This is a genomic window from Sphingomonas metalli (assembly GCF_014641735.1).
Classification (GTDB): Bacteria; Pseudomonadota; Alphaproteobacteria; order Sphingomonadales; family Sphingomonadaceae; genus Sphingomonas; species Sphingomonas metalli.
Genome location: NZ_BMIH01000001.1, coordinates 662876 through 687604, shown reverse-complemented (window position 1 = coordinate 687604; position 24729 = coordinate 662876). Strand labels below are relative to the sequence as shown.

Sequence of the window (24729 nt, the reverse complement as noted above, 5' to 3'; positions counted from 1 at the left end):
GGTCGGGCAGGCCGGCGTCACGCGCACGTCATGACCGGCGCGCAGGCAGGCGGCAATATTCCTGGATGGAGAACGCCATGTCGCTGCCCCGGCTCCCGTTGCGAGCGGTTATCACGCTCGCCCTGCTGGCATCCTCGGCCGGTCATGGGCAGGATAGGCCGATGTCGAAGCCGCTCTCCCGCCCGATCGTCATCGCCCATCGCGGCGACAGCGGCGAGCGGCCCGAACATACGCTGGCGGGGTACGAACGCGCGATCGATCAGGGCGCCGACGTGATCGAGCCCGATCTGGTGCCGACCAGGGACGGGGTGCTCGTCGCCCGGCACGAGAACGAGATCGGGGGGACGACCGACGTCGCGCGCCATCCCGAATTCGCCGGGCGGCGCACCACGAAGACGATCGACGGGCAGAGCGTGACCGGCTGGTTCACCGAGGATTTCACGCTGGCCGAGCTGAAGACGCTGCGCGCGCGCGAGCGCCTGCCCGAGTTGCGGCCGCAAAGCGCCGCGTTCGACGGCCGGTACGAAATCCCGACCCTGGCGGAGGTGATCGCACTGGCCAAGCGCCGCCATGTCGGCATCTATCCCGAAACCAAGCACCCGACCTATTTCGCGAAGATCGGCCTGCCGACCGACGCGCCGCTGGTGCGCCAGCTGCATGCCGCCGGCTGGAAGACCGCGGACGCCCCGGTGTTCATCCAGTCGTTCGAGGTGGAGAACCTCAAGCGATTGCACGGCATGACGAAGCTGCGGCTGATCCAGCTGGTCGATGCGGAAGGTGCGCCGGCGGACGGGGCTGCGCCGAGCTATGCGGCGATGACGAGCGCGACGGGGCTGAAGACGGTCGCGACCTATGCCTGGGGGATCGGCCCGTCCAAGGCGATGCTGAGCGCCGGGCTGGTGGCCGACGCGCATGCGGCGGGCCTGCGCGTCCATCCCTGGACCTATCGCGCGGAAAACGCCTTCCTCGCCGCGCCCTATCGCCGCGGCACCGACCCGGCGGCCCATGGCGACATCGCCGGCGAGATCGCGGCGGGGCTGCGGCTTGGCATCGACGGATTCTTCACCGACTATCCGATAATCGGCGTCGAGACCCGCGATTCCGTGGTCGCCCAGGAGTAGTCATGCGTAGCCTTCGCCCCCTCGTCCTCGCCCTGCCATTGGTCGCGGGCGGCTGCATCAGCACCGCTGCCTCGGTCGTGAAGGCGCCCTTCCAGGTGGCCGGCAAGGCGGTCGACTGGACCACGACCAGCCAGGAGGAGGCGGACCGCAATTACGGCCGCAAGATGCGCAAGGCCGAGGCGCGCGAAGGCAAGGAACGCCGCGAGTGGGAAAAGCGCTGCCGCAAGGATCCCGACGATTGCGGGGAATATCAGGGCTATCGCGCGGAGGATGCGCGACGGCGGTGATTCTCTCCAGCCGTTCGTGCTGAGCCTGTCGAAGCGTACTCCTCGTTTCACCGCGGCGGGAAGAAGAACAGCCCTTCGACTGCGCTCAGGGCGAACGGAAGGGGGCGGGCGGAGCGGGTGCCCTATTCCTCGACGATCGCGTCGATCGCCTGCGCCATCTCGATATCGCGCGGCGACAGGCCGCCCGCGTCGTGGGTGGTGAGCAATATGTCCACCCGGTTGTAGACGTTCGCCCATTCCGGATGATGGTTCATCCGCTCGGCGATCAGCGCCACCTGGGTCATGAAGCCGAACGCCTCGATAAAATCGGCGAAGACGATCGTGCGGGTGATCGCGTCGCGCGCCTCGTCATGATCCCATTCGGGCAGGCCGTCGAGCGCGTCCGCCCGCTCTGCCTCGCTCAGCGCCTCGATCATTCGCCCCTCCGTCGCCGCCCGGCACCGCTTGCCGCGTCGGTCCGCCAACGCCTATGGCGAGACCCATGGATCGGCAAGGCTTCACCGGCGCGGCGCCCGACGCGGACCTGATCGAGGCGCTGGCCCGCGCCACCATCGCGCGCCTGCCCGATGCGTTTCGCGCGCATCTGGGCGACGTGGTGCTGATCGTCGAGGACTATGCCGACGACGCGACGCTGGCGGCGCTGGGGATCGAGCATCCGCTCGACCTGACCGGCATCTATCACGGCCGCCCCGTCGGCGAGAAGAGCAGCATGGATTCGGGCGCGCTGCCCGACCGTATCCACCTCTATCGCCGTGCGATACTCGACGAATGGGTGGAGACGGGGGTGCGGCTGGACGATCTGGTCGCGCATGTGACGATCCACGAGATCGGCCATCATTTCGGTCTGTCCGACGACGATATGCACGCGCTGGAAGAGGCGGCGGGTTGACGCTGCTGGCGATGCGCGACGTCGCCTGCCGGCGCGGCGGGCGCATGTTGTTCACGGGGCTGGACCTGACGCTGGCGCCGGGCGACGCGGTGGTGGTGACGGGGCCGAACGGGGTCGGCAAGTCGAGCCTGATCCGCATGGCGGCGGGGCTGTTGCGGCCGGCGGCGGGTAGCGTGGCGGCGGCGCCGGCGGCGCTGCTCGATGAGCGTGCGGCGCTGGATGCCGAACTGCCGCTGGACCGGGCGCTGCGCTTCTGGGTGGAGGTGGATGGCTCCATCCCGGCGGAGGCCGGGGTCCAGATGGGGAGCGGCGGTATGGGCTTGGAGTCCCACCCACCCGTCATCCCGGCGCAGGCCGGGATCCACCGGGCCGCAGGGGCCGACGCCTCTTCTCGTGCGGAGGCATTGATCCCGGCCTTCGCCGGGGCGACGAAGAGAAAGGGAGAGGTCGCGCTCGCGCCGGGCCGGATAGTGGAGCGTGGATTGGCGGCGCTCGATCTCACCCCGCTCGCGCGGGTGCCGGTCCGCCTTCTCTCCACCGGGCAGCGGCGGCGCGCGGCGCTGGCGCGGGTGGCGGTGTCGCCGGCGCGACTGTGGCTGCTCGACGAGCCGGCCAACGGGCTCGACGCGGCGGCAGTGGCGCGGCTGGAGGCGCTGGTGGCGGCGCATCGGGCGGCGGGCGGGGCGGTGCTGGTGGCGACGCATCTGCCGCTCGCCATTCCCGGCGCGGAGGCGCTGGCGTTGGAGGCGGCGGCGTGACCGCGCTGATCCTGCGCGACGTGCGCCGCTTCTATGCGGGCGGCGGGGCGACGCTGGTGGTGATCTTCTTCCTGCTCGTCGCCACGCTGTTCCCCTTCGCGGTCGGGCCCGATGCGGCACTGCTGGCGCGGGTCGGGGGCGGGGTGATCTGGGCAGCGGCGCTGCTCGCCGCGCTGCTGCCGGTCGAGCGGCTGATCGCGCCCGATCTGGAGGCGGGGGTGGTCGATCAGCTGGCGGTGCGCGGGCTGTCGCCGGCTCTGGTCGCGGCAGCGAAGATGATCGCGCACTGGCTGGCCTTCGCACCGCCGCTGATGGCGGCGACGCTGGTGGCCGCTGGGCTGCTGGGTTTGCCGGGAGCGACGGTGGTGACGGTGGAGCTGGGGCTGGCGATCGGGACGCCCGGCCTCGCCGCGCTGGCGGTGGCGACCGCGGCGCTGACCGCGGGCCTGCGCGGTGCGGGCGCGGTGGCCGGGCTGGTGATGCTGCCGCTCGCCATCCCGTTGCTGATCTTCGGCGCAGGGGCGACCGGGGATGCCGCGGGCGGGGCGCTCAAGCTGCTGGCGGCGGTCAGCCTGTTGCTGGTGGCGGGCGCGCCGTTCGTGGCGGGCGCGGCGATGCGGGCGGGGATGGAGTAGGACGCTATAATCGTCATCCCAGCGAAGGCTGGGATCTCCGGCAGGTGTCGGGGCAAAAGCCGCGGGAGGCCCCAGCCTTCGCTGGGGCGACGAGTCGCAAGAAGTTACCGGCTCCAGCGCGCCCAGATGGCGGTGGGCAGGACCAGCCCGCGGGCTTCCTCGCGGACGCCGAGTTCGCCGGCCTCGACGGTGCCGGGCAGGTCGGCAAAGGCCTGGCGCAGCAGTTCGCCGATCGCGAGAGCCGACATGCGCACGGCGTAGACGGTGAGGAACAGGAAGCGCGAGTCGGCGTCGAGCAGCTTGCGGCAGTCGGCGATCAGCCGGGGCAGATCCTCTTCGAGCCGCCACACCTCGCCCTCCGGCCCGCGGCCGTATTTGGGCGGATCGAGCAGGATGCCGTCATAGCGGCGGCCGCGGCGCACCTCCCGCGCGACGAACTTGGCGGCGTCGTCGATGATCCAGCGGACCGGCGCGTCGCCCAGCCCGGACAGGGCGGCGTTGCCGCGCGCCGCCTCGACCGATTTTTTCGAGGCATCGACATGGACCATGCGCGCGCCGATGCTCGCCATCGCCAGCGTGCCGACGCCGGTATAGCCGAACAGGTTCATGCATTCGGGTTCGGACTTGTCGGCGACCTGCGCCCGCATCCAGCGCCACACGGGCGCCATGTCGGGGAAGAAGCCGAGATGGCGGAAGGGGGTGCATTGCGCGGTGAAGCGCACCTCTTCCCAGCGGAGCGGCCAGCCGTCGCGCGGGACCGGATCGGCGAAGCGCCACTGGCCGCCACCATCCTCGTCGGAGCCGGGGACGAATTCGGCCTGCGCGCGCCAATCCTCGCTTGCGGGCGCCCACATGGCCTGCGGTTCCGGGCGGATGAAGCGGAAGCGGCCATAGCGCTCCAGCTTGCGGCCATTCCCCGAATCGACCAGCCCGTAATCCGCCCAGGGCTCGCCGATCAGCGTCTCCAGCGTCACGCCGAGGGGTGCGCGTGCTGCGCGACATAGTCGCCGACCGCGGCGAGGGTGGCGGGCAGGGTGACGTAGCGCTCCTCGCGCTCGAACAGGTCGCCGATCCGGGCCGGCAGCGGCGGGCGCATTCCGGTCGCACGCTCCACGGCGTCGCGGAACTTGGCGGGGTGGGCGGTGGCGAGCGTCACGACCGGCACGTCCGCGGCCAGATCGAGCGCGCGGGCGGCGGAAAGGGCGATGGCGGTGTGCGGGTCGATCACCTGTCCGGCATGTTCGCAGGCCCAGCGCATCGCCAGCGCCATATCGTCCGCATCGACCCGTGCGCTGGCGAAGAGCGGCGCGGCGCCCTCTCGCTGTGCATTGGTGAGGCGCATCGCGCCCGATGCCTCGAACCCGGCCATCTGCGCGGCAAGTGCGCTGCCGTCGCGGCCGCCGAGGTCGAACAGCAGTCGCTCGAAATTGGAGGAGACCTGGATGTCCATCGAAGGGGTGGCGGTCTGCGCCACCACGCCCTTGCTATAGTCGCCGGCCGACAGCGCGCGGTGGAGGATGTCGTTGACGTTGGTGGCGACGACCAGCTGCGCGACCGGAAGGCCCATCCGGCTGGCGACGTAACCGGCGAAGACGTCGCCGAAATTGCCCGTCGGCACCGAGAAGGCGACGGCCCGTCCGGGCGCCCCGAGGCGAACGGCGGCGTAGAAATAATAGACCACCTGCGCCATCAGCCGCGCCCAGTTGATCGAATTGACCGCCGACAGCGCGAAGCGATCGGCGAGCGCGGGGGTGGCGAACATCGTCTTCACCAGCGCCTGCGCCTGATCGAAATCGCCGTCGATCGCAATATTGTGGACGTTGGGGGACAGGACCGTCGTCATCTGCCGCCGCTGCACGTCGGAGACGCGGCCGGCAGGGTGGAGCATGAAGATGTCGATGCCTTCGCGGCCCGCCACGGCGTCGATGGCGGCCGAGCCGGTGTCGCCGCTGGTCGCGCCGACGATGGTCAGCCGCTTGTCCGTGCCGGTCAGGAACCGCTCGAAGAGCAGGCCGAGCAGCTGGAGCGCGACGTCCTTGAAGGCGAGGGTGGGGCCGTGGAACAGCTCGAGCAGCCACTGGTCATGGTCGAGCTGGACGAGCGGGGTGACCGCGGCATGGCTGAACCGGCCATAGGCCTGTTCGCACAGGGCGCGCAGCTCGTCTTCGCTCAAGGCATCGCCGATGAAGGGCAGCATCACCCGGGTCGCGGTCTCGGCATAGGACAGGCCCGCCAGATCCGCGATCGCCTCGGCGCCGAGGGTCGGCCATGCCTCGGGAATATAGAGGCCGCCGTCGCTCGCGAGACCGGCGAGCGTCGCGCCGCGGAAATCGAGAACGGGAGCCGCCCCGCGGGTGCTGAGATAGCGCATGACCGGCGACGCTAGCCGTGGCGGCTGGGGATGACAAGCGGGGGGAAACTTGGGGTGGGCGTGGCGGGGCTTGGGTCCAGTTGCGGCTGGGCAAGTGCGACTTGCCCAACCTCCGTCGTCGCCCCAGCGAAGGGTGGGGCCTGTCGCGGCTCCTGCCGCGCGCCCTTCGCGGGGAGATCCCAGCCTTCGCTGGGACGACGTTCGGGTCGGGATCGGGCGGGGTTAACCCCTACGCCGCGCGGCCAGCAGGTACACGGTGGCGGCGACCAGCGCGAAGAAGAACCACTGGCCGGCATAGGCGAGATGGTTGTTCGGCACCGAGTCGAGGTCGGGCGGAGCGTTGGGCGACAGGCCGGCGAGCGGCGGCATCGCGACCAGCATGGGTGCAGGCGGGCGATGGTCCGTCAGCGTCGCAATCAGCGAGCGGCTGTCCGGCGCGTGCCCGATATAGCCGGTCGCCGGGCCGCCGCTCCAGACGGGTTTGGCCATCGGATCGCGGGTGGTGCCGAGCTGGATCAGCACGGGCGTGCCGCCGCCACATTGCGCAATGGCGCGAAAGCCGGCCGCGCCTGCGCCGGCAAGGCGAACGGTGACGGGCGGGGCGCAAGTCACGCTGCTGCGGCGGAAGAGCAGACTCTCGTCGGGGGCTCGCGGAAAGGGAACCGCCGGCAGGTTCGGGTTCCGCGCGAGCTGCGCAAGGAACGCCTCCTTCTGCGGCAGGCGGTCGAGCAACTGCCACAGGCCCAGCGCGATCATCGCCGCGACCGCCAGCGCCACTACGATGGTCGGGATCAGGGGCAGCCGCTTCATGCCGCAATCGTCCTCCGCCAACGGAAAAGGGCGCCGGCGAGCCGTCCGGCCGCGGGCGCCCCTTCGCCGTGAAACATTCCGTGAAACACCCGATCACCTTGGAGCAGGGATGACACGAGGCTAACTCACCTCCCACCGTTCGCCCTGAGCGCAGTCGAAGGGCCGAGACTCACCTGTGCTGTGACTTCGCTCAGCACGAACGGGCGAAGGTGACGTCATCCAGCTCCGGGCCGGCAGCGGGCGGCCGCCGGCCCGTCGCGATCAGCCGCCGTGGACCGGTGCGCCCCAGCCACCCCAGACATAGATGGTGACGAAGAGGAACAGCCACACCACGTCGACGAAGTGCCAGTACCAGGCCGCTGCCTCGAAACCGAAATGCTGCTTCGGCGTGAAGTCGCCCCGATAGGCGCGGATCAGGCAGACGATCAGGAAGATGGTGCCGATCAGAACGTGGAAGCCGTGGAAGCCGGTCGCCATGAAGAAGGCCGCGCCATAGTTGATCCCCTTGAAGGGGAAGGGCGCGTGCATGTACTCATAGGCCTGGATGCCGCTGAACAGCAGGCCGAGCGCGACGGTCAGCCACAGGCCCTTGAGCACGCTGTCGCGGTTGCCGACGCCGAGCAGGCCCCACAGGCCCGTCTTCTCGCCGCCCCGCTGATTGTGGATCAGCGCATGATGGGCCCAGGTGACGGTGGTGCCGCTGGTCAGCAGGATGAGCGTGTTGAGCAGCGGCAGCTCGAAGGCGTTGATGACCTCCAGCCCCTTGGGCGGCCAGGTGGCGGCGATCGCCGCCGCACCCTCGGCCGCGCGCTCGACCTGTCCGTCGACGAACTGCATCGCGGTGGGAAAGAGCGAGAAGTCGAAGAACGCCCAGAACCAGCCGACGAAGAACATCACCTCGGAGGCGATGAACAGGATCATGCCGTAGCGGAAATGGAGCTGGACGACCGGCGTATGGTCGCCGTGATGCGCCTCGCGGATCACGTCCGCCCACCAGCTGTACATGGTGAACAGCACGCCGGCGAGGCCGATCAGGAACACCCAGCCGCCGCCGGCATATTCGTGCATGTACATGATGCCGCCGACCGCCATCACCAGCGCGGTCATCGAGCCCACCAGCGGCCAGGGGCTGGGGGGCAGGATATGGTAATCGTGGTTCTTGGCGCCGGCCATCATTGCATCCCTGTTTGCTTTTCCGACGGGTTCTAGCCCGCGCTCTTCCCGGAATCCACCGGGTAAAACGTATAGGAGAGGGTGATCGTCTCGACATCCGCCGCATCGGGGTCTGCGAGCATCTTCGGATCGACGTAGAAGATCACCGGCATCCGTGCCGTCTCGCCCGGCTGGAGCGTCTGCTGGGTGAAGCAGAAGCACTGGATCTTGGTGAAGTACTTGCCCGCCTGGGCCGGAGTGACGTTGAACGTCGCGGTGCCGGTGATCGGCTTGTCGGAGCGGTTGGTGGCGGTGAAGAAGGCCATGTCGCGCGCGCCGACCGCCACCGTGTCCGACGGGTTTTCGGGGCGGAAGCGCCAGGGCAGCTTCGGGCTGACATTGGCGTCGAAATCGACGCGCACCGTGCGGTCGGTGGCGCCGGGCGCCTGGAGCCCGCGCTGGGTCGTCCCGTTCAGCCCGGTGACCTGGCAGAAGAGCCGGTAGAGCGGCACGCTGGCCCAGGCGAGGCCGGTCATGAAGCAGATGCCGACCACCGCGAGCAGCGCGGTGCGCAGCCGGCGATCGCCCGCGGCGCCGCTCATCCGTGCATCCCCAGCTGGATCTTGGCGATCGAAATGGCAAAGATCAGCAGCACCAGCGCGCCGAGCAGCAGCGCCATCACGCGCGCGCGCGACGCCTGGCGGCGGCGGATCAGGTCCTGGTCGTCCGGGGTCATGCGAATATCCAGCGATCGGCGACGAGCGCGCCGAAGATGACGAAGAGATAGAGGATCGAATAGCGGAACAGCCGCTTCTCCGGCTTCATCGCATCGCCCTCGCCCTGCCGGCGGGTGGCGACGCGCAGCGCGAGCAGTGCGAAGATCGCGGTCGTGGCGACAGACACCCCGCCATAGACCGGCCCGGTCAGCCCCAGCGGCCAGGGGGCGACCGCGGCGATCGCCATGGGGATGGTGTAGAGGCCGATCTGGTGACGGGTGACGCGCTCGCCTGCGACGACCGGCAGCATCGGTACCCCGGCATTGGCGTAGTCGGTCTTCACGAACAGCGCGAGCGCCCAGAAATGCGGCGGCGTCCACAGGAAGACGAGGAGGAACATCAGGACCGGCAGCACCGCCATGTCGCCGGTCGCCGCGGCCCAGCCGATCATCGGCGGGAACGCGCCGGCGGCGCCGCCGATCACGATGTTCTGCGGGGTGCGCCGCTTCAGCCAGACGGTGTAGACGAGGACGTAGAAGAGGATCGAGACGGTCAGGATCGCGGCCGCGACGAGATTGACCGCCAGCCCCATCAGGATGACCGAGAAGGCGGCGAGGCCGACGCCGAAATGGAGCGCCGACTGCCGGTCCATCCGCCCGTCGGGCAGGGGCCGCTTCTGGGTGCGGCGCATCGCGGCGTCGAGATCGGCCTCGTACCACTGGTTGAGCGCACCCGCGGCACCAGCGCCGAGCGCGATACACAGGATGGCGGTGAAGCCGATCACCGGGTGGATCGACGCCGGCGCCGCCAGCATCCCGCACAGGCCGGTAAAGACCACCAGCGTCATCACCCGCGGCTTGGTCAGCGCCAGAAAGTCGCGCCAGTCGGCGGGTGGCAGGAGGGGGGCGGCGGTGGTCATGGTGCTTGCGCGCAGCCTATAGTCCGGGCGAGGCCCCGGCGACAACCGATGTTGCGCGAAGCACTTGCGCGCGGCCGTCGCGGGTGGGGATCACCAGTCGCTCGATAAAGGCGATGAGCTCGCTGCGGCGGCGGGGCTGGTCGGCGAAGGCGGCGTCGATGCCGAGGCGCCAGCGGACGGCGTGATCGTCCGGCGCATCGTGAAGCGCATCGAGCAGCGCGGCCTGCGCCTCGACATCCTCGTGGTCGCGGGCGAGGCCGTCCTCGATCAAGGAGTCGGCCTGGCGGCGGAGCGCGGCGGCGATCTCGCCCGGGGCGAGCTCGGGATGATATTGGACGCCCCAGAAGATGCCTTGGCCCTGGCGGATCTCGACCGCCTGCACGCGCACCGCGGCGCTGGTGGCGAGCAGGGTCGCGCCCGCCGGCAGCGTCTCCACCTCGTCGCCGTGAATGGCCGGCGCATCCCACACGGCGGGGCGGTCGGCGAGCAGGGGGTGGGTGCGGCCGGCCTCCGTCGCATAGAGGCGGCGGGCAATGCCGGCCTCCTGCCGCGGCTGCATCCGGCGCACGGTGCCGCCGGCCGCGGCGACCGCGATCTGGAGACCGGCGCAGGAGCCGAAGGCGGGGGTGCCGCTGGCGAAGACCGCGCGCATGAAGGCCAGCTCGCGCCGCACTTCGGGCGTGTCGGAATAGACGTGGAGCGGGGAGCCGGTGAGGAATACCGCGTCGTACACGGCGATGGCGTCTACGGTCAGGCGGTCGCCGTCCGCGTCGGCGGGCCGGATGCGCGTGGTGGTGCAGCCGGGGGCGAGCTCCTCCAGCGTCGCGGCGTAGCTTTCGCCGGCGCTGCGGCCGACGCTGTCGCGGCGCGCGGCGCGTTCGTCGGCGGTTTCGCTTTCGGCGATGAGGAAGCGGAGGGGAGGGGTGTGGTGCATGGCCCGGGGGTAACGCCCGGGGCGGGATATGTGCGCAATCACTTGCGGGGAAAAGAAAAACGCCCCGGCGGTGAAGCCGGGGCGCTTCTGTTGCTGGCCCGACACGGGAGTTGATCCCGTGTCGTCGATCCTCGCTGTGCGAGGTCGGCAGGACCGGGTGAGCGCGGATGCGCTCACCCGGCGTCAGTCGATCTTCGGCAGGGTCTCGAACTGGTGGTACGGCGGCGGCGAGGAGAGCGTCCACTCGAGCGTGGTCGCGCCGGCGCCCCAGGGATTCGCCTCCGCCTTCTTGCCCGCGATCAGCGACCAGATCAGGTTGACGAAGAAGATCGCCATGCCCGCGGCCATGATCATGTAGCCGACCGTCGCGACATGGTTCCAGTGCGCGAAGGCATCCGGATAGTCGGGGTAGCGGCGCGGCATGCCCTGCAGGCCGAGGAAGTGCATCGGGAAGAACATCACGTTCACGCCGGCGAAGAACACCCAGAAGTGCAGCTGGCCGAGGAATTCGTTGTACATCTTCCCCGACATCTTCGGGAACCAGTAGTAGAAGCCGGCGAACAGCGAGAACACCGCGCCGAGCGACAGCACATAGTGGAAGTGGGCGACGACGTAATAAGTGTCCTGCATGTAGTCGTCGATGCCGCCATTGGCGAGCACCACGCCGGTCACGCCGCCGACGGTGAACATGAAGATGAAGCCGATCGCCCAGACCATCGGGGTCGGGAAGCGCATCGAGCCGCCCCACATCGTCGCGATCCACGAGAAGATCTTGATGCCGGTCGGCACCGCGATGACCATGGTGGCGGCGGTGAAGTACATCTTGGTGTTCACCGACAGGCCGGTGGTGAACATGTGGTGCGCCCAGACGACGAAGCCGACCACGCCGATCGCGACCATGGCGTAGGCCATGCCGAGATAGCCGAAGACGGGCTTGCGGCTGAAGGTGGCGATGATCTGGCTGACGATGCCGAAGCCCGGCAGGATCATGATGTACACTTCGGGGTGGCCGAAGAACCAGAACAGGTGCTGGTAGAGCACCGGATCGCCGCCGCCGGCCGGATCGAAGAAGGTGGTGCCGAAGTTGCGGTCGGTCAGCAGCATGGTGATCGCCGCGGCGAGCACCGGCAGCGCGAGCAGCAGCAGGAAGGCGGTGACCAGCACCGACCAGACGAACAGTGGCATCTTGTGCAGGGTCATGCCCGGCGCGCGCATGTTGAAGATGGTGGTGATGAAGTTGATCGCGCCGAGGATCGACGAGGCGCCGGCGAGGTGGAGCGACAGGATCGCCATGTCGGTCGACGGCCCCGGCTCGCCATAGGTGGAGAGCGGCGCGTAGAGCGTCCAGCCATTGCCCGCGCCGCCGAAGAAGGGCGAGGCGAGGAGCAGCGTGAAGGACGGGATGAGCAGCCAGAAGCTGATATTGTTCATCCGCGGGAAGGCCATGTCCGGCGCGCCGATCATGATCGGCACGAACCAGTTGCCGAAGCCGCCGATCATCGCCGGCATCACCATGAAGAAGACCATGATGAGGCCGTGCGCGGTGATCAGCACGTTCCACAGGTGAAGCGACTGGTCGAGGCTCTGCGGCCCGCCATGGAGCAGGCTGGCCCAGCTGCCCAGATACTGGATGCCCGGCTGCATCAGCTCGGCCCGCATCAGGCCGGAGATGGAGCCGCCGATGATCCCCGCGATGATCGCGAAGATCAGGTACATGGTGCCGATGTCCTTGTGGTTCGTCGACATGAACCAGCGGGCAAAGAAGCCCGGGACGTGATCGGCATGCGAATCGTGGTGATGGTCCTCATGGGCCACGAACGCCGATGGAGTGAGCGCGGTATCGGTCATCTTACTGTCCAGCGTTGCCGGTGGCGGGGTTGTTGGTCGCGCCCTGCGGCGAGACGGTGGCGGCGGTCGTGGCGTTCTCGACCGGGCCGGTGAGATTGGCGGTGGTCTCCGCCTCGTCCTTCTTGGCGGTCGAGCCTTCCGCGCCCGGCTGCGGGATCGCCGCGCCCGAGGGCTGGCCGGCGGCGGGCATGGTGCCGCCCTTGGCGCGGACCCAGGCCGCGAACTGCGCCGGCGGCACGGCCTCGACCGCGATCGGCATGAAGGCGTGGCGGGCGCCGCACAGCTCGGAGCACTGGCCGAAATAGAGGCCCGGCTTCTCGATGGTGAAGCTGGTTTCGTTCAGGCGGCCGGGGATCGCGTCGAGCTTGATCCAGAAGGCGGGCACCGCCCAGCTGTGGATGACGTCGTTGGCGGTGGTGATCAGGCGGATCGGCACGCCGACCGGCAGCACGATGCGGTTGTCGGTCGCGAGCAGCCGGGGCCCGTCGCGATCGGTGCGCGCACGCTCGCCGGCGCCGACCTGATCCTTTTCCTTCAGCATGTTGGCGGTGACTTCGAACCCGCCATGGTCCGGATACTGATAGGTCCAGTACCATTGGTTGCCGATCGCCTTCAGCGTCACGGCCCCGGCGGGCGCCGGCTTGAACTGCGCCTGGAGCAGCCCGATCGACGGCACCGCGATCAGCACCAGGATAACGACCGGCAGCAGCGTCCAAATCACCTCGATGAAGGTGTTGTGGCTGGTCTTGGACGGCGTCGGGTTGGCGGCCGCGCGATAGCGGACGACGACCCAGACGAGCAGCGCCAGCACGAACAGCGAGATGATCGTGATGACCGGGAACAGCACCGCATTGTGCATCCAGTGCGCGAACTCGCCGTTGCGGGTCACCTGCGGCTGGAGCCCGAAGACGCCGTCGGTCGGCTGGCCGATGCCCGGCGTGGGGGTGGCGCCCGGGGCGCCGTCGACCGCGAGCAGCGGGCTGGCGGGGGCGGCGGTGGCGGGCGCCGCGGCGGTGGTCGGCGCGGTGTTGGAGACGTTGCCCGGCTCGGCCGCCGCCTGCGGCTTGACCGCCGCGGCGGGGGCGGGGGCCGCCGGAGCCGCCGCATGGCCCGCAACCGTCGACAGGCCTGCCAGCGCAAGCCCCGCCGCGATCGCGATTCGCTTCAACCCCTTCATGGACATCTCTCGTCTGCACCCCGTTGATCGTTGGTCCGCGACCCGGTCGGGCCGACCGGACGGCGGATGGCCGGACAAGGCTGTCCGGGGCCGTTTGGGCAGGGCTATACGCCGGGGGTCCCCGTCTCTCAAGGTGCTGTGGCGAAAATGGCCTTTTCGCGTCGTTGCCGCGCGCCGCGGCCGGGCGTATGGGCGCTGCCACCGACTTCATGACAGGATGGGGGACCGCGGTGACCGAAGACGAGGTGCTGGCCGAATTCCGCGCGGCGGACGCGCTGCTGGAGGGGCATTTCATCCTGTCGTCGGGTCTTCGCTCGTCCCGCTACCTGCAATGCGCACGGGTGCTGATGGACCCGGCGCGCGGCGCGCGGCTGGCCGAAGCGCTGGCGGCGCGTCTGCCGGCGGACCTGCGGGCGCGGATCACGGCCGTGGTCTCGCCGGCGATGGGCGGGGTGATCGCGGGGCACGAAATGGCGCGCGCGCTGGGCGTCGAGGCGATGTTCGTCGAGCGGCCGACCGGCAGCTTCGAGCTGCGCCGTGGCTTCCGGCTTCGGGAGGGGCAGGAGGTGTTGATGATGGAAGACGTCGTCACCACCGGGCTGAGTTCGCGCGAGGCGATCAAGGCGATCGAAGCGGCGGGCGGGCGCGTCGTCGCGGGCGCGGCGCTGGTCGACCGGTCGAACGGCACCGCCGATATCGGCGTGCCCTTCTTTCCGCTGATCCGCCTCGCTGTGCCGAGCTACCAGCCCGACGCGCTGCCCCCCGAACTGGCGGCGATCCCGGCGATCAAGCCGGGGAGCCGGGCGGCATGATCCGCCTGCTGGCCGCCGCGATCGCGCTGGCCGCGATGCCGGCCGCGGCGGAGACAGTCGATCAGGTCGCCGCGCGCTACGGGCTGGCCGGTGAAATACTGGTGGCGAAAGGCGATCGGGTGCTGCTCGATCGCGGCTACGGCACGATCGATCCCGCCGGCGGCCCGATGCACAAGGCCGGGGAACGCTGGCGGCTGGCCTCGATCACGAAGCAGGTGACCGCGGCCCTGATCGTGCGCGATCACGCCCGCGATCTCGACCGCTCGTTGCCCGGAACCGGCGGCGCGCAGGCGGGCTCCGTGACGATGCGCCAGTTGCTGACCCATCATAGCGGCCTCGCCAATCCTGACACGACGCCGGCGCAGGACGGCGTGCCGGCCTTCTACCGGGCGTCGACGCCGGATCTGGCCTATTGCCGGTCTCGACCGCCACAGGCAGGTGCGCCCTTCTCCTACAACAATTGCGACTATCTTCTTGCTGCCGCTGCGCTCTATCCCTCGGGCGCGCCCGCCTGGCCGAAGGGTATGGCCATGGCGCGGGGCGACGAGAAAGGCGTTCCGGGCTTCATCGGCGGCAAGCCCGAACCCCGCTTCGCGCTGGCGAGCTGGGGCGCGGCGGGCGGGCTGACAGGAACGGCGCGCGCCGTGCTCAACTTCGATCGCGCCTTGATGACCAACCGTCTGCTGGCGCCGGACTCCCTGGCCGCACTCTGGCAGCCCGAAGGCGGCGGCAGCTATCAGGCGCTCGGCCAGTGGGTCTTTCCCGGCAAGCTGAAGGGTTGCGCGACGCCCAAGCGGATCGTGCAGCGCGACGGCGAGATCTACGGCGTCCAGGCGCGGAACTTCATCCTGCCCGACGACGATCTGGTCGTGATCGTCTTCACCAACCGCTCCTCCGACGACTTCGCGCTCGGCGAGGTGTGGGAGGGCAAGGGCTTCGTCTACGACCTTCTGTCCGCGGCAGCCTGTTCATGACCGATCATCTGCGTCTCGGGGTCAATATCGACCATGTCGCCACGGTGCGCAACGCGCGCGGCAGCGGCTATCCCGATCCGGTGCGCGCCGCCCTGGTGGCAGCCGAGGCAGGGGCGGACGGGATCACCGCGCATCTGCGCGAGGATCGCCGCCACATCACCGATGCCGATATCGCGCATCTGTCCGAGGCGCTGACGATCCCGCTCAACCTCGAAATGGCGGCGACCGAGGAGATGCTCGGCATCGCGCTGCGCCACCGCCCGCACGCGGCCTGCATCGTGCCGGAACGGCGCGAGGAGCGGACGACCGAGGGCGGGCTCGACGCGGCGGGGCAGCATGATCATCTGGGGCCGATGGTGGCCGCGCTGTCCGCGGCGAACATCCGCGTGTCGCTGTTCGTCGAGCCGGACCCGCGCCAGATCGAGGCGGCGGTGCGGCTGTGTGCGCCGGTGGTGGAGCTGCACACCGGCCGTTATTGCGAGCTGGACGAAGAGGCGCGCGCCGGAGAGCTGCGCCGGATCGCCGATGCCGCGGCGCTGGCGGCGAAGAACGGGATCGAGGTCCATGCGGGGCATGGCCTGACCTTCGACAATGTCGGGCCGATCGCGGCGATCCCGCAGGTGCGCGAGCTGAACATCGGTCACTTCCTGATCGGCGAGGCGATGTTCGTCGGGCTGGGCGAGGCGGTGCGGCGGATGCGCGCGGAAATGGATGCGGCGCGTGGGTGAGGGCCCGAAGATCCTCCCCGCTCGCGGGAAGGGGGACCAGCGAAGCTGGTGGAGGGGGATTGCCACAGGCGCAACGCGGATGGAGACCCCTCTCCACCACCGCGCTGTCGCGCGGCGGTCCCCCTCCCCGTGCCGGGGAGGAGCTACGCTGTGATCATCGGCCTCGGCTCCGACCTGTGCTCGATCGAGCGGATCCAGGCGTCGCTCGACCGGTTTGGCGCGCGGTTCGAGGATCGGGTGTTCACCGCGGTCGAGCTGGCCAAGGCCAGACGCCGGCCCTTCACCTATGCCGCGACGCTGGCCAAACGCTTCGCCGCCAAGGAGGCGTTTTCCAAGGCGGTGGGCACCGGTTTCAAGCAGGGCGTGTTCATGCGCGACATCGGCGTGGTCAACGCGCCCTCGGGCGCGCCGACGCTGGCGCTGACCGGTGGGGCCAAGGCAAGGCTTGACGCGTTGATCCCGCATGGCATGGCGGGGCGCGTACACCTGACCATGACCGACGATCACCCCTGGGCGCAGGCTTTCGTGGTGATCGAGGCGATCCCGGACGATAATCGATGAAGGAAGCGACGTTGAACGGCAACGAGGCCCCTCCCACCGTCGCGACCGACCCCGCGCCCGAGACGCCGGCCGCCGCGCCGGCCGAGCGGAGGACCCGCGCCGGCACCGACTGGTGGGCGGAGGTTAAGGGGATCTTCTGGCTGATCCTGATCGTGCTCGGCTTCCACAGCTTCATCGCCAAGCCCTTCTACATCCCGTCGGAATCGATGCTGCCGGGGCTGCAGGTCGGCGACCGGCTGGTCGTGTCGAAATTCGCCTATGGCTGGTCCTTCGTCTCACCGACCATTCCCAACCCGGTGGCGATCGTGCGCAGCCTCGTGCTCCGCCAGCCGGTCGACAGCTGGAGCGTGGCGCTGCCCGAATGGCGCGGCCGGCTGCTCGGCTCGCTGCCGACGCGCGGCGACGTGGTGATCGTCACCCCGCCGGGCACCCGCACCGATTATATCAAGCGCGTCATCGGCCTGCCGGGCGACCGGCTGGAGGTGCGCGACGGCGTCGTGATCCTGAACGGGCGCGCGGTAAAGCGCGGGCCGATCCACGACACGCTGATCCCGGTCGACACCAACAGCCCCTGTTCGCCGAGCGACTATCCGGGCGCGCGCCAGACTCTGCCGAACGGCGCGCAGGTCTGCCGCCTGCCGACGATCACCGAGACGCTGCCGAACGGCCGCACCTATGAGACGATCGAGCTGGGCTGGAGCCCGGGCGACAATTACGGCCCGATCACCATCCCCGCCAACCGCGTCTTCCTGATGGGCGACAATCGCGACCGGTCGGCCGACAGCCGCTATGCGCTGACCGATCAGGGGCTGGGGGGGCCGGTGCCGTACGAGAATATCGGCGGCCGGGCGGAGTTCGTGACCTTCAGCCTCGACGGCGACGCGACGCTCAATCCGCTGACCTGGTGGGGCTCGCTGCGGTCGGGCCGCGCGGGTACCTCGCTCCATCCGGCGATCGAGCGTTGAACGACGCCGGGCCGCGGGTGGAAGGCGCGGCGCCGCTGGAGTTCCGCGACCGTACCGACCGGGCCGAGCTGCGCCGCGCGGCGATCTGGCTGGGCATGGCGATGGGCATCGCGCTGGCGGTGCTGCTGATCCAGCCGATCCTGTTGATCTTCGCCGCGATCGTCTTCGCCGCGCTGCTCGACGGCGGCGTGCGGCTGCTGCGCCGGGTGCTGCCGCTGTCGCGGGCCTGGCTGCTGCTGATCGTGGTTTTGCTGACCACCATCTTCCTGCTCGGCACCTTCTATTTGACCGGCGTGCAGATCAGCGAACAGGTGACGCAGCTGCGCTCGACCGTCGAGCGGCAGGCACTGGTCTTCACCGGCTGGCTGACCGATCAGGGGCTGATGCCCGGCGCTTCCGACGTCAGCGGGCTGCTGCGCCAGGCGCTGGGCTCGGTCGGGCGGATCACGTCGTGGGTCGGGACCGCGGTGGGCGCGGTGACGACCATGTTCATGATCCTGGTGCTGGGCCTGTTCCTGGCGATCGATCCGGGCGCCTATCAGCGCGGGCTCCTGTGGTTCGTACCCAGCGACGTGCGCGACGAGGCGGCGCTGGTGACGACGCGGATGGGACAGACGTTGCGGCGGCTGCTCGCCGGGCGGCTGCTGGGGATGCTGGCGGAGGGCGTGCTGACCTGGCTGGCGCTGATGGCGGGCGGCGTGCCGATGGCGATGATCCTCGGCATCCTCACCGGCCTTCTCGCCTTCATCCCGAACATCGGCGCCTTCATTTCCGGCGCGCTGATGATCGCGGTCGGCTTCTCGGCCGGATCCAGCACCGGACTGTGGGCGATCGGCACCTATGTCGTCGTCCAGACCTTCGACGGCTATGTCCTGCTGCCGATCGTCGCCAAGAAGACGGTCGACCTGCCGCCCGCGCTGACGCTGGGCGCGCAGATCCTGCTGAGCGCGCTGTTCGGCATCATGGGGCTGGCGCTGGCCGATCCCTTCACCGCCATGACCAAGACCGCGCTGGAGCGCCGGTCCGAGCGGAATGACGACGCCGACGCCTGAGACGACCGCCGCCGGCCTGACCTCCGACACCCGCCTCGGCCGCTGGCCGGCGGTGCTGGGGGCGGTGCTGACGCTGGCGATGATCGGCGGGCTGATCCACCATCTCGCCGGATCGGGGCTGGCGGGCTTTGCGCGGGCGGTGCCGACCAGCCCGGGCTTCTACCTGTTCTTCGCGCTGCTCTACATGACGCCGCAGGTCGGCGACTATATCATCTTCCGCCGGCTCTGGGACCTGCCGCCGGTCGGGCTGGCGGCGCTGACGGGCAAGCGGATCGCGAACGACGTGCTGTTCGGCTATGCGGGCGATGCCTGGTTCTATGCCTGGGCCCGGGCACGGGCGCGCCAGGTGCGCTCGCCCTTCGGCGCGGTGAAGGACGTGGGCATCACCAGTGCCATGGCCGGCAACATCTTCACGCTGGGCGCGCTGGCCCTGGCCCTGCCCGCGGCGCTGCCGCTGCTGACCCCCGCGCAGGTGAAGGGCGTGCTCGCCTCCGCCGCTTTCGTGGTCGCCACGTCGCTTCCCTTCTTCGTCTTCCGCCGCAAGGTGTTCACGCTGAGCCGCGGCGAGCTGTTCTGGATGTTCGGGGTCCATCTGGCGCGGCTGCTGGCGAGCAGCCTGTTCCTGACGCTGGCCTGGATCTGCGAGATGCCGGGGCAGGCGATCGGCACCTGGCTGATGCTGGCGGCGGCGCGGATGCTGGTGTCGCGATTGCCGCTGATCCCCAACAAGGATCTGGTCTTCGCCAATGTCGCGATCCTGCTGATCGGGCAGGGACAGGCGCTGTCGGACCTCGTCGCCTTCACCGCCGCGCTCACGCTGGCGGTGCATGCGGTCGGGCTCGTGATCTATGGCGGGCTGCGGCTCTGGGGGCGGATCAGGGCCGCCTGATCGTCATCAGATAGTCGAGCGCGGTCGACTCACCGAGGGTGAAGCCGCTCGCGGGCGAGAAGGTGAGGCCGGTGACGTCGCGCACCGACAGTCCGGCGCTGTCCACCAGCACGGTCAGCTCCTCCGGCGTCAGGAAGCGTTCCCAGTCGTGCGTGCCCTTCGGGATCGCGCCCGTGCCTTCCGCCAGGGTGATGAGCGCGAGGCGGGAGAGGGGGGTGCGGTTGGGGGTGGACAGGATCATCAGCCCGCCCGGCGCGAGCGCGCCCGCCAGGCCGCGGACGAAGCCTGCGGGATCGGCGACGTGCTCGATCACCTCGAGGCTGGTGACGAGATCGAAGGTCTCGCCCGCCACCGCCTCGATCCCGCCGGCGCGATAGTCGATCGACAGGCCCGCGCCGGCGGCGTGAGCGGCGGCGACCTCGATGTTTTCCGGCGCAGCGTCGATCCCGGTGACGCTGGCGCCCAGCCGCGCGAGCGGTTCGGCGAGCAGCCCCGCACCGCAGCCGACATCGAGCGCCCGCTTGCCGGCGAGCGGCGCGAAGCCCGCCGGGTCCGATCCCCAATGCGCATCGACCGCGCGGCGCAGATAGCCGAGCCGGATCGGGTTGAGCCGGTGGAGCATCGCCGACGATCCCTTCGGATCCCACCAGTCGGCGGCCATCCTGCCGAAATGCGCGGCTTCCCGGGCGACGATCGTGCTGCTTGCGCTCACCATGGCCTCTACCTATCAGGGCCGGCACTTTTTCCCAAGGGAGGCAAGAAGCCCGTCCATGGCACGGATCGTGATGAAGTTCGGCGGCACCTCGATGGCCGGGATCGAGCGCATTCGGACCGTGGCGGCGCGGGTCAAACGCGAGGTCGAGGCGGGCAACCAGGTCGCGGTCGTCGTCTCCGCCATGGCGGGCGAGACCGACCGGCTGGTCGGCTTCTGCCGCGAAGCCTCGGCGCTCTACGATCCGCGCGAATATGACGTGGTCGTCTCTTCGGGCGAGCAGGTGACGAGCGGGTTGCTGGCCATCGCGCTGCAGGCGATCGGCGTGCCGGCGCGGTCGTGGCTGGGCTGGCAGCTGCCGATCCACACCTCCGACGCGTTCAGCCGCGCGCGGATCGGGACGATCGATACCGAAGCGCTCGACGCCAGCCTGGCACGCGGCGAGGTGGCGGTGATCCCCGGCTTCCAGGGTGTGGCGGAGGGTGACCGGATCACCACGCTGGGGCGCGGCGGATCGGATACCTCGGCGGTCGCGGTCGCGGCGGCGATGAAGGCGGAGCGGTGCGACATCTACACCGATGTCGACGGCGTCTACACCACCGATCCCCGCATCGTGCCGCGCGCCCGCAAGCTCGCCCGCGTCACCTATGAGGAGATGCTGGAGCTGGCGTCGGTCGGCGCCAAGGTGCTCCAGACCCGATCGGTGGGTCTGGCGATGAAGGAGAATGTCCGCGTTCAGGTGCTGTCGTCCTTCACCGGCGACGACGCGCCGATGGCTGATACGCTGCCCGGGACGATGATCGTGGGCGAAGAGGAGATTACCGACGTGGAACGCCAGCTCATCACCGGCATCGCGCATGACAAGAACGAGGCGAAGATCACGCTGGCGGCGGTGCCCGACAAGCCCGGGGCGGTCGCCTCGGTGTTCGGCCCGCTGGCGGAGGCGGGGATCAACGTAGACATGATCGTCCAGAACATCGCGCATTCGACCGGATCGACCGACGTGACCTTCACCGTCCCCTCCGCCGACCTTGCGCGCAGCCTCGACGTGCTGGGCCAGGCCAAGGCGACGATCGGCTATGACAAGCTGGTGCACGATACGCGGGTGGCGAAGATCAGCGTCGTCGGCGTGGGGATGCGCAGCCATGCCGGCGTCGCCTCGACCATGTTTACCACGCTGGGCGAGCGCGGGATCAACATCCAGGCGATCACCACCTCCGAGATCAAGGTCAGCGTGCTGATCGAGGAGGATTATACCGAGCTGGCGGTGCGGGTGCTGCACACCGCCTATGGGCTGGATGCCGAGGTCGAGGCGGCCTGAGGGCCGGGGGGCGGGGTGCCCCTTGCCCCCGGCGGCTTGCCCGCGCTAGGCCGCGGCATGACCGATACCCTCTCCGCCGCCGCGCCTGTCTCGTCCTCGACCGGGAAGGAGCGTCTGGCGCGCCGGATGGAACGGGGCGCGGCGTTTCTGGGGAGCGAGGTCGCGATCCTGGGCGGCGCCATGTCGTGGGTGAGCGAGCGCAACCTGGTTGCGGCGATCTCCAATGCCGGCGGTTTCGGGGTGATCGCCTGCGGGGCGATGACGGTCGAGCTGCTCGACCGCGAGATCGCGGCGACCAAGGCGCTGACCGACAGGCCGTTCGGCGTGAACCTGATCACCATGCACCCCGATCTCATGGCGCTGATCGACGTGTGCGCCCGGCATGGCGTGGGGCATGTCGTGCTGGCCGGCGGCCTGCCGCCCAAGGGATCGCTGGAGGCGATCAAGGCGGCGGGTGCAAAGCTGATCTGCTTCGCGCCGACGCTGGCGCTGGCGAAGAAGCTGGTCCGCTCGGGCGTCGACGCGCTGGTGATCGAGGGGATGGAGGCGGGCGGGCATATCGGCCCCGTCTCGACCAGCGTGCTGGCGCAGGAGATGTTGCCCGAGCTCGCCGATCAGGTGCCCGTCTTCGTCGCCGGCGGGATCGGTCGGGGCGAGGCGATCGCCGGCTATCTGGATATGGGCGCGGCCGGGGTGCAGCTGGGCACCCGCTTCGTCTGCGCGACCGAGTCGATCGCGCACGCCAATTTCAAGAAGGCGTTCATCCGCGCCTCGGCGCGCGATGCGGTGGCGAGCGTGCAGATCGATCCGCGCCTGCCGGTGATCCCGGTGCGCGCGCTGAAGAATGCCGGGCAGGAGCTGTTCACCGCCAAGCAGCGCGAGGTGGCGCAGTCGCTCGACGAGGGTGCGGTGGCGATGGCCGAGGCGCAGCTCCAGATCGAACATTATTGGGCGGGCGCGCTGCGCCGCGCGGTGATCGACGGCGATATCGAACATGGCTCGGTGATGGCGGGCCAGTCGGTCGGCATGGTGACGCGCGAGGAGCCGGTGGCGGCGATCATCGCAGAGTTTATGGAAGAGGCGGCGGCGGCGCTGGATCGCCGGCGGGGGTGAGGCGGCGCTGGTCGCGTGGCGTCGCTGGGCGCGCGCGGCCGATGGTGCGGTCTCGGCATTCACCCTGCGCGGGTCAAAACTCTGTGAGAGAATGACCGGTCAAGACCAATTGTCCACCCCGGTGGAAGCCGGGGTCGAGTTGGGTGAAGCTTCGCAATAGCTTACTGCCGCGTCCCAACTGGACCCCGGCCTTGGCCGGGGTGACGGGCTATATCTCGCGCCTTTCGCAGGGCTGAACCGCGCCGCGCCGGGACAGCAACTTGCCGCACCCGAACCCCAGTTCATCGCTTGACGAACGCGGTGCGAGCGTATCTTCTTTGGTGAACGCTGCATGAACGAGACTCGGTAAGTCGCGGTTGAGGGACCAGGCCGGAAAAGGAACGCCGTGAAAACACATCCAACATCAGGGGGTTGAACATGGGGTACGGTTTCGTGCGCGCGGCCCTTGCCGCGACCTTGGGTCTGGCTCCCGGTGCCGTGGCGGCGCAGGACACGGCCGTCGTGCCGGCGGAGGCTGCGCCGGCCGGGTTCGTCGCGGCGGTGGTCGAGGATGTCGAGCCGGTGATGCCGACGGGCGCCTCCGCCGGCTTCGTGCCGCCGCCCCGCGATGCGACGGGGTTCGTGACCCCCAATCGCAACCTGTCGCCGGAAGAGACGACGTGGCACGTACGGGTCGCGCTCAACGTGGCCGCGCTGAGCTGTCGCGGCGCGGAGGCGACCGAGATGGTCACCGGCTACAACATGCTGCTGACCACGGACAAGGCGATGCTGGCGACCACGGCGCGCGCGATGGGCGAGCGGTACAAGGCGCGCTACGGCAGCGCGTGGCAGGCGCGGCACGACGATGCCATGACCAAGCTCTACAATTACTGGGCGCTGCCGCCGGTACAGGCGCGGTTCTGCGGGGCGGCGCTGGCGGTGCTGCGCGAGGCGAACGGGCTAACGGAAGCGGCGTTCCCCGCCTTCGCCGCGACCGCGCTGCCGCGGCTGGAAGCCCCGATGCTCGCCTTTTTCGAGGAGTTCGAGTCCTATCGCGTCGCGCGCGAGGCGTGGCGGACGCGCAAGGCCCGTGCGATGATCGCGGCGGCCGTGCCGGCCGGGCCTGTGGTGCCCGCGGTGGTTCCGGGCGCCGCTGTGGCGGTGGCGGGGCCCGTGGTGCGGGTGCCGGTGGTTGCCGCGCCGATTCGGGCTGGAGCCGGCGAGCCTTGAGGGCCGAGTTCGGGTTTGCGGAAAACTCCCTCGTCCGTTCGCCCTGAGCTTGTCGAAGGGCTGCTTTCCTCTTCACCGCGCCGTTCGCGGCAAGAAGGGCAGTGCTTCGACAAGCTCAGCACGAACGGAAATGGGTGTTGGTTTCGAGAGAGGGGGGCGAGGGCAGCTCCCTTTCGACGGGGAGCCGCCGTCCTCCCCCTCGTCACGCTGGCGCGTGCCACCTCCCCCTGGCGGGGGGAGGAAGGGCGATCAGCCGAGGACGATCGTCACCGCGCGGCGGTTCTGGGCCCAGGCGGCCTCGTCGGAGCCGGTGGCGACCGGACGCTCGCTGCCATAGCTGATCGTGGTCATACGCGCGGGCGAAATACCCTTGGCGGCGAGATAGTTCTTCGCCGCATTGGCGCGGCGGTCGCCCAGCCCGAGATTATATTCGCGGGTGCCGCGCTCGTCGCAATGGCCCTCGATGGTGATGCGGACATCGGGATAGCGGGCGAGCCATTCGGCCTGGCTGTCGAGGATCGCGCGCGCGCCTGGGTCGATGTCATATTGATCGAGGCCGAAATTGATCGTGTTCGACGTCACCGAGCGCTGGAAGTCGGCGGCCGAGCCCGGGCTCACGTCGCCGGTACCGGTGCCGGTCGTGGCAGGAGGCGCCTCGGTGGCGGGGGTCTCGACCGGCGCGGGGGGCAGGGTCTCTGGGCGCTTCTTGGCGCAGGCGGCGATGGCGAGGCCGCAGGTGGCGATGAGCAGCGTGGTCTTGATCTTGGCCATGTCGT

General features: G+C 69.7%; 28 protein-coding genes. 15 read left to right on the top strand and 13 right to left on the bottom strand.

Features of this window, described 5'->3' with window-relative positions; genetic code table 11:
* Nucleotides 1-161: 161 nt before the first annotated feature.
* Entirely contained in the window at nucleotides 162-1121 is a 960-nt protein-coding gene (locus tag IEX18_RS03565; RefSeq protein ID WP_229664342.1) for a glycerophosphodiester phosphodiesterase, read from the top strand.
* Nucleotides 1122-1123: 2 nt separating this feature from the next.
* Complete coding sequence (locus tag IEX18_RS03560; protein WP_188657249.1) at nucleotides 1124-1408, top strand: hypothetical protein; 285 nt, start codon at nucleotides 1124-1126, stop codon at nucleotides 1406-1408.
* A 122-nt stretch (nucleotides 1409-1530) separates the two neighbouring features.
* Here the strand turns inward: IEX18_RS03560 and IEX18_RS03555 are convergent, their stop codons facing one another.
* The gene (locus IEX18_RS03555; protein WP_268234935.1) at nucleotides 1531-1872 is read right to left on the bottom strand and encodes a 4a-hydroxytetrahydrobiopterin dehydratase; all 342 of its coding nucleotides are present in this window, start codon (nucleotides 1870-1872) and stop codon (nucleotides 1531-1533) included.
* A 17-nt stretch (nucleotides 1873-1889) separates the two neighbouring features.
* Here IEX18_RS03555 and IEX18_RS03550 point away from each other — a divergent pair, with 17 nt between their 5' ends.
* From IEX18_RS03550 to IEX18_RS03540, 3 genes are read left to right on the top strand one after another with little or no spacing between them, the layout of a single operon-like run.
* Complete coding sequence (locus tag IEX18_RS03550; protein WP_229664341.1) at nucleotides 1890-2297, top strand: metallopeptidase family protein; 408 nt, start codon at nucleotides 1890-1892, stop codon at nucleotides 2295-2297.
* Complete coding sequence (locus IEX18_RS03545; protein ID WP_188657246.1) at nucleotides 2294-3055, top strand: ABC transporter ATP-binding protein; 762 nt, start codon at nucleotides 2294-2296, stop codon at nucleotides 3053-3055. Before IEX18_RS03550 ends, IEX18_RS03545 begins: the two co-directional genes overlap by 4 nt.
* On the top strand, nucleotides 3052-3690 hold the full coding sequence (locus IEX18_RS03540; protein ID WP_188657245.1) for a heme exporter protein CcmB: 639 nt from the start codon (nucleotides 3052-3054) through the stop codon (nucleotides 3688-3690). The genes IEX18_RS03545 and IEX18_RS03540 overlap by 4 nt, the downstream gene beginning before the upstream one ends.
* Nucleotides 3691-3794: 104 nt before the next feature.
* Here IEX18_RS03540 and IEX18_RS03535 read toward each other — a convergent pair whose 3' ends face one another.
* From IEX18_RS03535 to coxB, 10 genes are all read right to left on the bottom strand, one after another.
* Nucleotides 3795-4664: a class I SAM-dependent methyltransferase gene (locus IEX18_RS03535; protein ID WP_188657244.1), complete on the bottom strand. Its 870-nt coding sequence runs from the start codon at nucleotides 4662-4664 to the stop codon at nucleotides 3795-3797.
* Nucleotides 4661-6061 (bottom strand): threonine synthase, encoded by a 1401-nt coding sequence (thrC, locus tag IEX18_RS03530; RefSeq protein ID WP_188657243.1) that lies wholly within the window; start codon nucleotides 6059-6061, stop codon nucleotides 4661-4663. The genes IEX18_RS03535 and thrC overlap by 4 nt, the downstream gene beginning before the upstream one ends.
* A gap of 222 nt (nucleotides 6062-6283) precedes the next feature.
* Nucleotides 6284-6871, bottom strand: a complete 588-nt coding sequence (locus IEX18_RS03525) for an SURF1 family cytochrome oxidase biogenesis protein (RefSeq protein ID WP_188657242.1) — start codon at nucleotides 6869-6871, stop codon at nucleotides 6284-6286.
* A 261-nt stretch (nucleotides 6872-7132) separates the two neighbouring features.
* Nucleotides 7133-8044: a cytochrome c oxidase subunit 3 gene (locus IEX18_RS03520; RefSeq protein ID WP_188657241.1), complete on the bottom strand. Its 912-nt coding sequence runs from the start codon at nucleotides 8042-8044 to the stop codon at nucleotides 7133-7135.
* 32 nt (nucleotides 8045-8076) lie between these two features.
* Nucleotides 8077-8625: a cytochrome c oxidase assembly protein gene (locus tag IEX18_RS03515; protein WP_188657240.1), complete on the bottom strand. Its 549-nt coding sequence runs from the start codon at nucleotides 8623-8625 to the stop codon at nucleotides 8077-8079.
* Nucleotides 8622-8759: a cytochrome c oxidase system small membrane protein gene (locus tag IEX18_RS03510; RefSeq protein WP_188657239.1), complete on the bottom strand. Its 138-nt coding sequence runs from the start codon at nucleotides 8757-8759 to the stop codon at nucleotides 8622-8624. Before IEX18_RS03510 ends, IEX18_RS03515 begins: the two co-directional genes overlap by 4 nt.
* Entirely contained in the window at nucleotides 8756-9658 is a 903-nt protein-coding gene (locus IEX18_RS03505; protein ID WP_188657238.1) for a heme o synthase, read from the bottom strand. Before IEX18_RS03505 ends, IEX18_RS03510 begins: the two co-directional genes overlap by 4 nt.
* A 16-nt stretch (nucleotides 9659-9674) precedes the next feature.
* Nucleotides 9675-10592 carry a type 1 glutamine amidotransferase gene (locus IEX18_RS03500; RefSeq protein WP_188657237.1) on the bottom strand — a complete coding sequence of 306 codons (918 nt, stop codon included), beginning with the start codon at nucleotides 10590-10592 and terminating at the stop codon, nucleotides 9675-9677.
* Between the two features lie 183 nt (nucleotides 10593-10775).
* Nucleotides 10776-12440, bottom strand: coding sequence for a cytochrome c oxidase subunit I (gene ctaD / locus IEX18_RS03495; protein ID WP_188657236.1), 1665 nt, complete (start codon nucleotides 12438-12440; stop codon nucleotides 10776-10778).
* A 1-nt stretch (nucleotide 12441) separates the two neighbouring features.
* Nucleotides 12442-13617: a cytochrome c oxidase subunit II gene (coxB, locus tag IEX18_RS03490; protein WP_188657235.1), complete on the bottom strand. Its 1176-nt coding sequence runs from the start codon at nucleotides 13615-13617 to the stop codon at nucleotides 12442-12444.
* A 230-nt stretch (nucleotides 13618-13847) separates the two neighbouring features.
* On the opposite strand from coxB, the gene pyrE reads away from it, so the two are divergent.
* The 7 genes from pyrE to IEX18_RS03455 all read left to right on the top strand — a co-directional run bounded on the left by pyrE (nucleotide 13848) and on the right by IEX18_RS03455 (nucleotide 19598).
* Complete coding sequence (gene pyrE / locus IEX18_RS03485) at nucleotides 13848-14429, top strand: orotate phosphoribosyltransferase (RefSeq protein WP_188657827.1); 582 nt, start codon at nucleotides 13848-13850, stop codon at nucleotides 14427-14429.
* The gene (locus IEX18_RS03480) at nucleotides 14426-15403 is read left to right on the top strand and encodes a serine hydrolase domain-containing protein (protein WP_188657234.1); all 978 of its coding nucleotides are present in this window, start codon (nucleotides 14426-14428) and stop codon (nucleotides 15401-15403) included. Before pyrE ends, IEX18_RS03480 begins: the two co-directional genes overlap by 4 nt.
* Nucleotides 15400-16131, top strand: coding sequence for a pyridoxine 5'-phosphate synthase (locus IEX18_RS03475; protein ID WP_188657233.1), 732 nt, complete (start codon nucleotides 15400-15402; stop codon nucleotides 16129-16131). The genes IEX18_RS03480 and IEX18_RS03475 overlap by 4 nt, the downstream gene beginning before the upstream one ends.
* Before the next feature lie 150 nt (nucleotides 16132-16281).
* Nucleotides 16282-16692, top strand: coding sequence for a holo-ACP synthase (acpS, locus tag IEX18_RS03470; protein WP_188657232.1), 411 nt, complete (start codon nucleotides 16282-16284; stop codon nucleotides 16690-16692).
* Nucleotides 16689-17657, top strand: coding sequence for a signal peptidase I (gene lepB, locus IEX18_RS03465; protein ID WP_188657231.1), 969 nt, complete (start codon nucleotides 16689-16691; stop codon nucleotides 17655-17657). Before acpS ends, lepB begins: the two co-directional genes overlap by 4 nt.
* On the top strand, nucleotides 17654-18709 hold the full coding sequence (locus tag IEX18_RS03460) for an AI-2E family transporter (RefSeq protein WP_229664340.1): 1056 nt from the start codon (nucleotides 17654-17656) through the stop codon (nucleotides 18707-18709). Before lepB ends, IEX18_RS03460 begins: the two co-directional genes overlap by 4 nt.
* Nucleotides 18690-19598 (top strand): hypothetical protein, encoded by a 909-nt coding sequence (locus IEX18_RS03455; RefSeq protein ID WP_188657230.1) that lies wholly within the window; start codon nucleotides 18690-18692, stop codon nucleotides 19596-19598. The genes IEX18_RS03460 and IEX18_RS03455 overlap by 20 nt, the downstream gene beginning before the upstream one ends.
* On the opposite strand, the gene ubiG is transcribed toward IEX18_RS03455, so the two are convergent.
* Nucleotides 19585-20313 (bottom strand): bifunctional 2-polyprenyl-6-hydroxyphenol methylase/3-demethylubiquinol 3-O-methyltransferase UbiG, encoded by a 729-nt coding sequence (gene ubiG / locus IEX18_RS03450; RefSeq protein WP_188657229.1) that lies wholly within the window; start codon nucleotides 20311-20313, stop codon nucleotides 19585-19587. The genes IEX18_RS03455 and ubiG overlap by 14 nt on opposite strands.
* 55 nt (nucleotides 20314-20368) lie before the next feature.
* Here ubiG and IEX18_RS03445 point away from each other — a divergent pair, with 55 nt between their 5' ends.
* The 3 genes from IEX18_RS03445 to IEX18_RS03435 all read left to right on the top strand — a co-directional run bounded on the left by IEX18_RS03445 (nucleotide 20369) and on the right by IEX18_RS03435 (nucleotide 23953).
* Nucleotides 20369-21631: an aspartate kinase gene (locus IEX18_RS03445; protein WP_188657228.1), complete on the top strand. Its 1263-nt coding sequence runs from the start codon at nucleotides 20369-20371 to the stop codon at nucleotides 21629-21631.
* Nucleotides 21632-21757: 126 nt separating this feature from the next.
* On the top strand, nucleotides 21758-22744 hold the full coding sequence (locus tag IEX18_RS03440) for an NAD(P)H-dependent flavin oxidoreductase (RefSeq protein WP_188657825.1): 987 nt from the start codon (nucleotides 21758-21760) through the stop codon (nucleotides 22742-22744).
* A 417-nt stretch (nucleotides 22745-23161) separates the two neighbouring features.
* The gene (locus IEX18_RS03435) at nucleotides 23162-23953 is read left to right on the top strand and encodes a hypothetical protein (protein ID WP_188657227.1); all 792 of its coding nucleotides are present in this window, start codon (nucleotides 23162-23164) and stop codon (nucleotides 23951-23953) included.
* Nucleotides 23954-24202: 249 nt separating this feature from the next.
* Here IEX18_RS03435 and pal read toward each other — a convergent pair whose 3' ends face one another.
* Nucleotides 24203-24724: a peptidoglycan-associated lipoprotein Pal gene (pal, locus tag IEX18_RS03430; RefSeq protein ID WP_188657226.1), complete on the bottom strand. Its 522-nt coding sequence runs from the start codon at nucleotides 24722-24724 to the stop codon at nucleotides 24203-24205.
* Nucleotides 24725-24729: the final 5 nt, after the last annotated feature.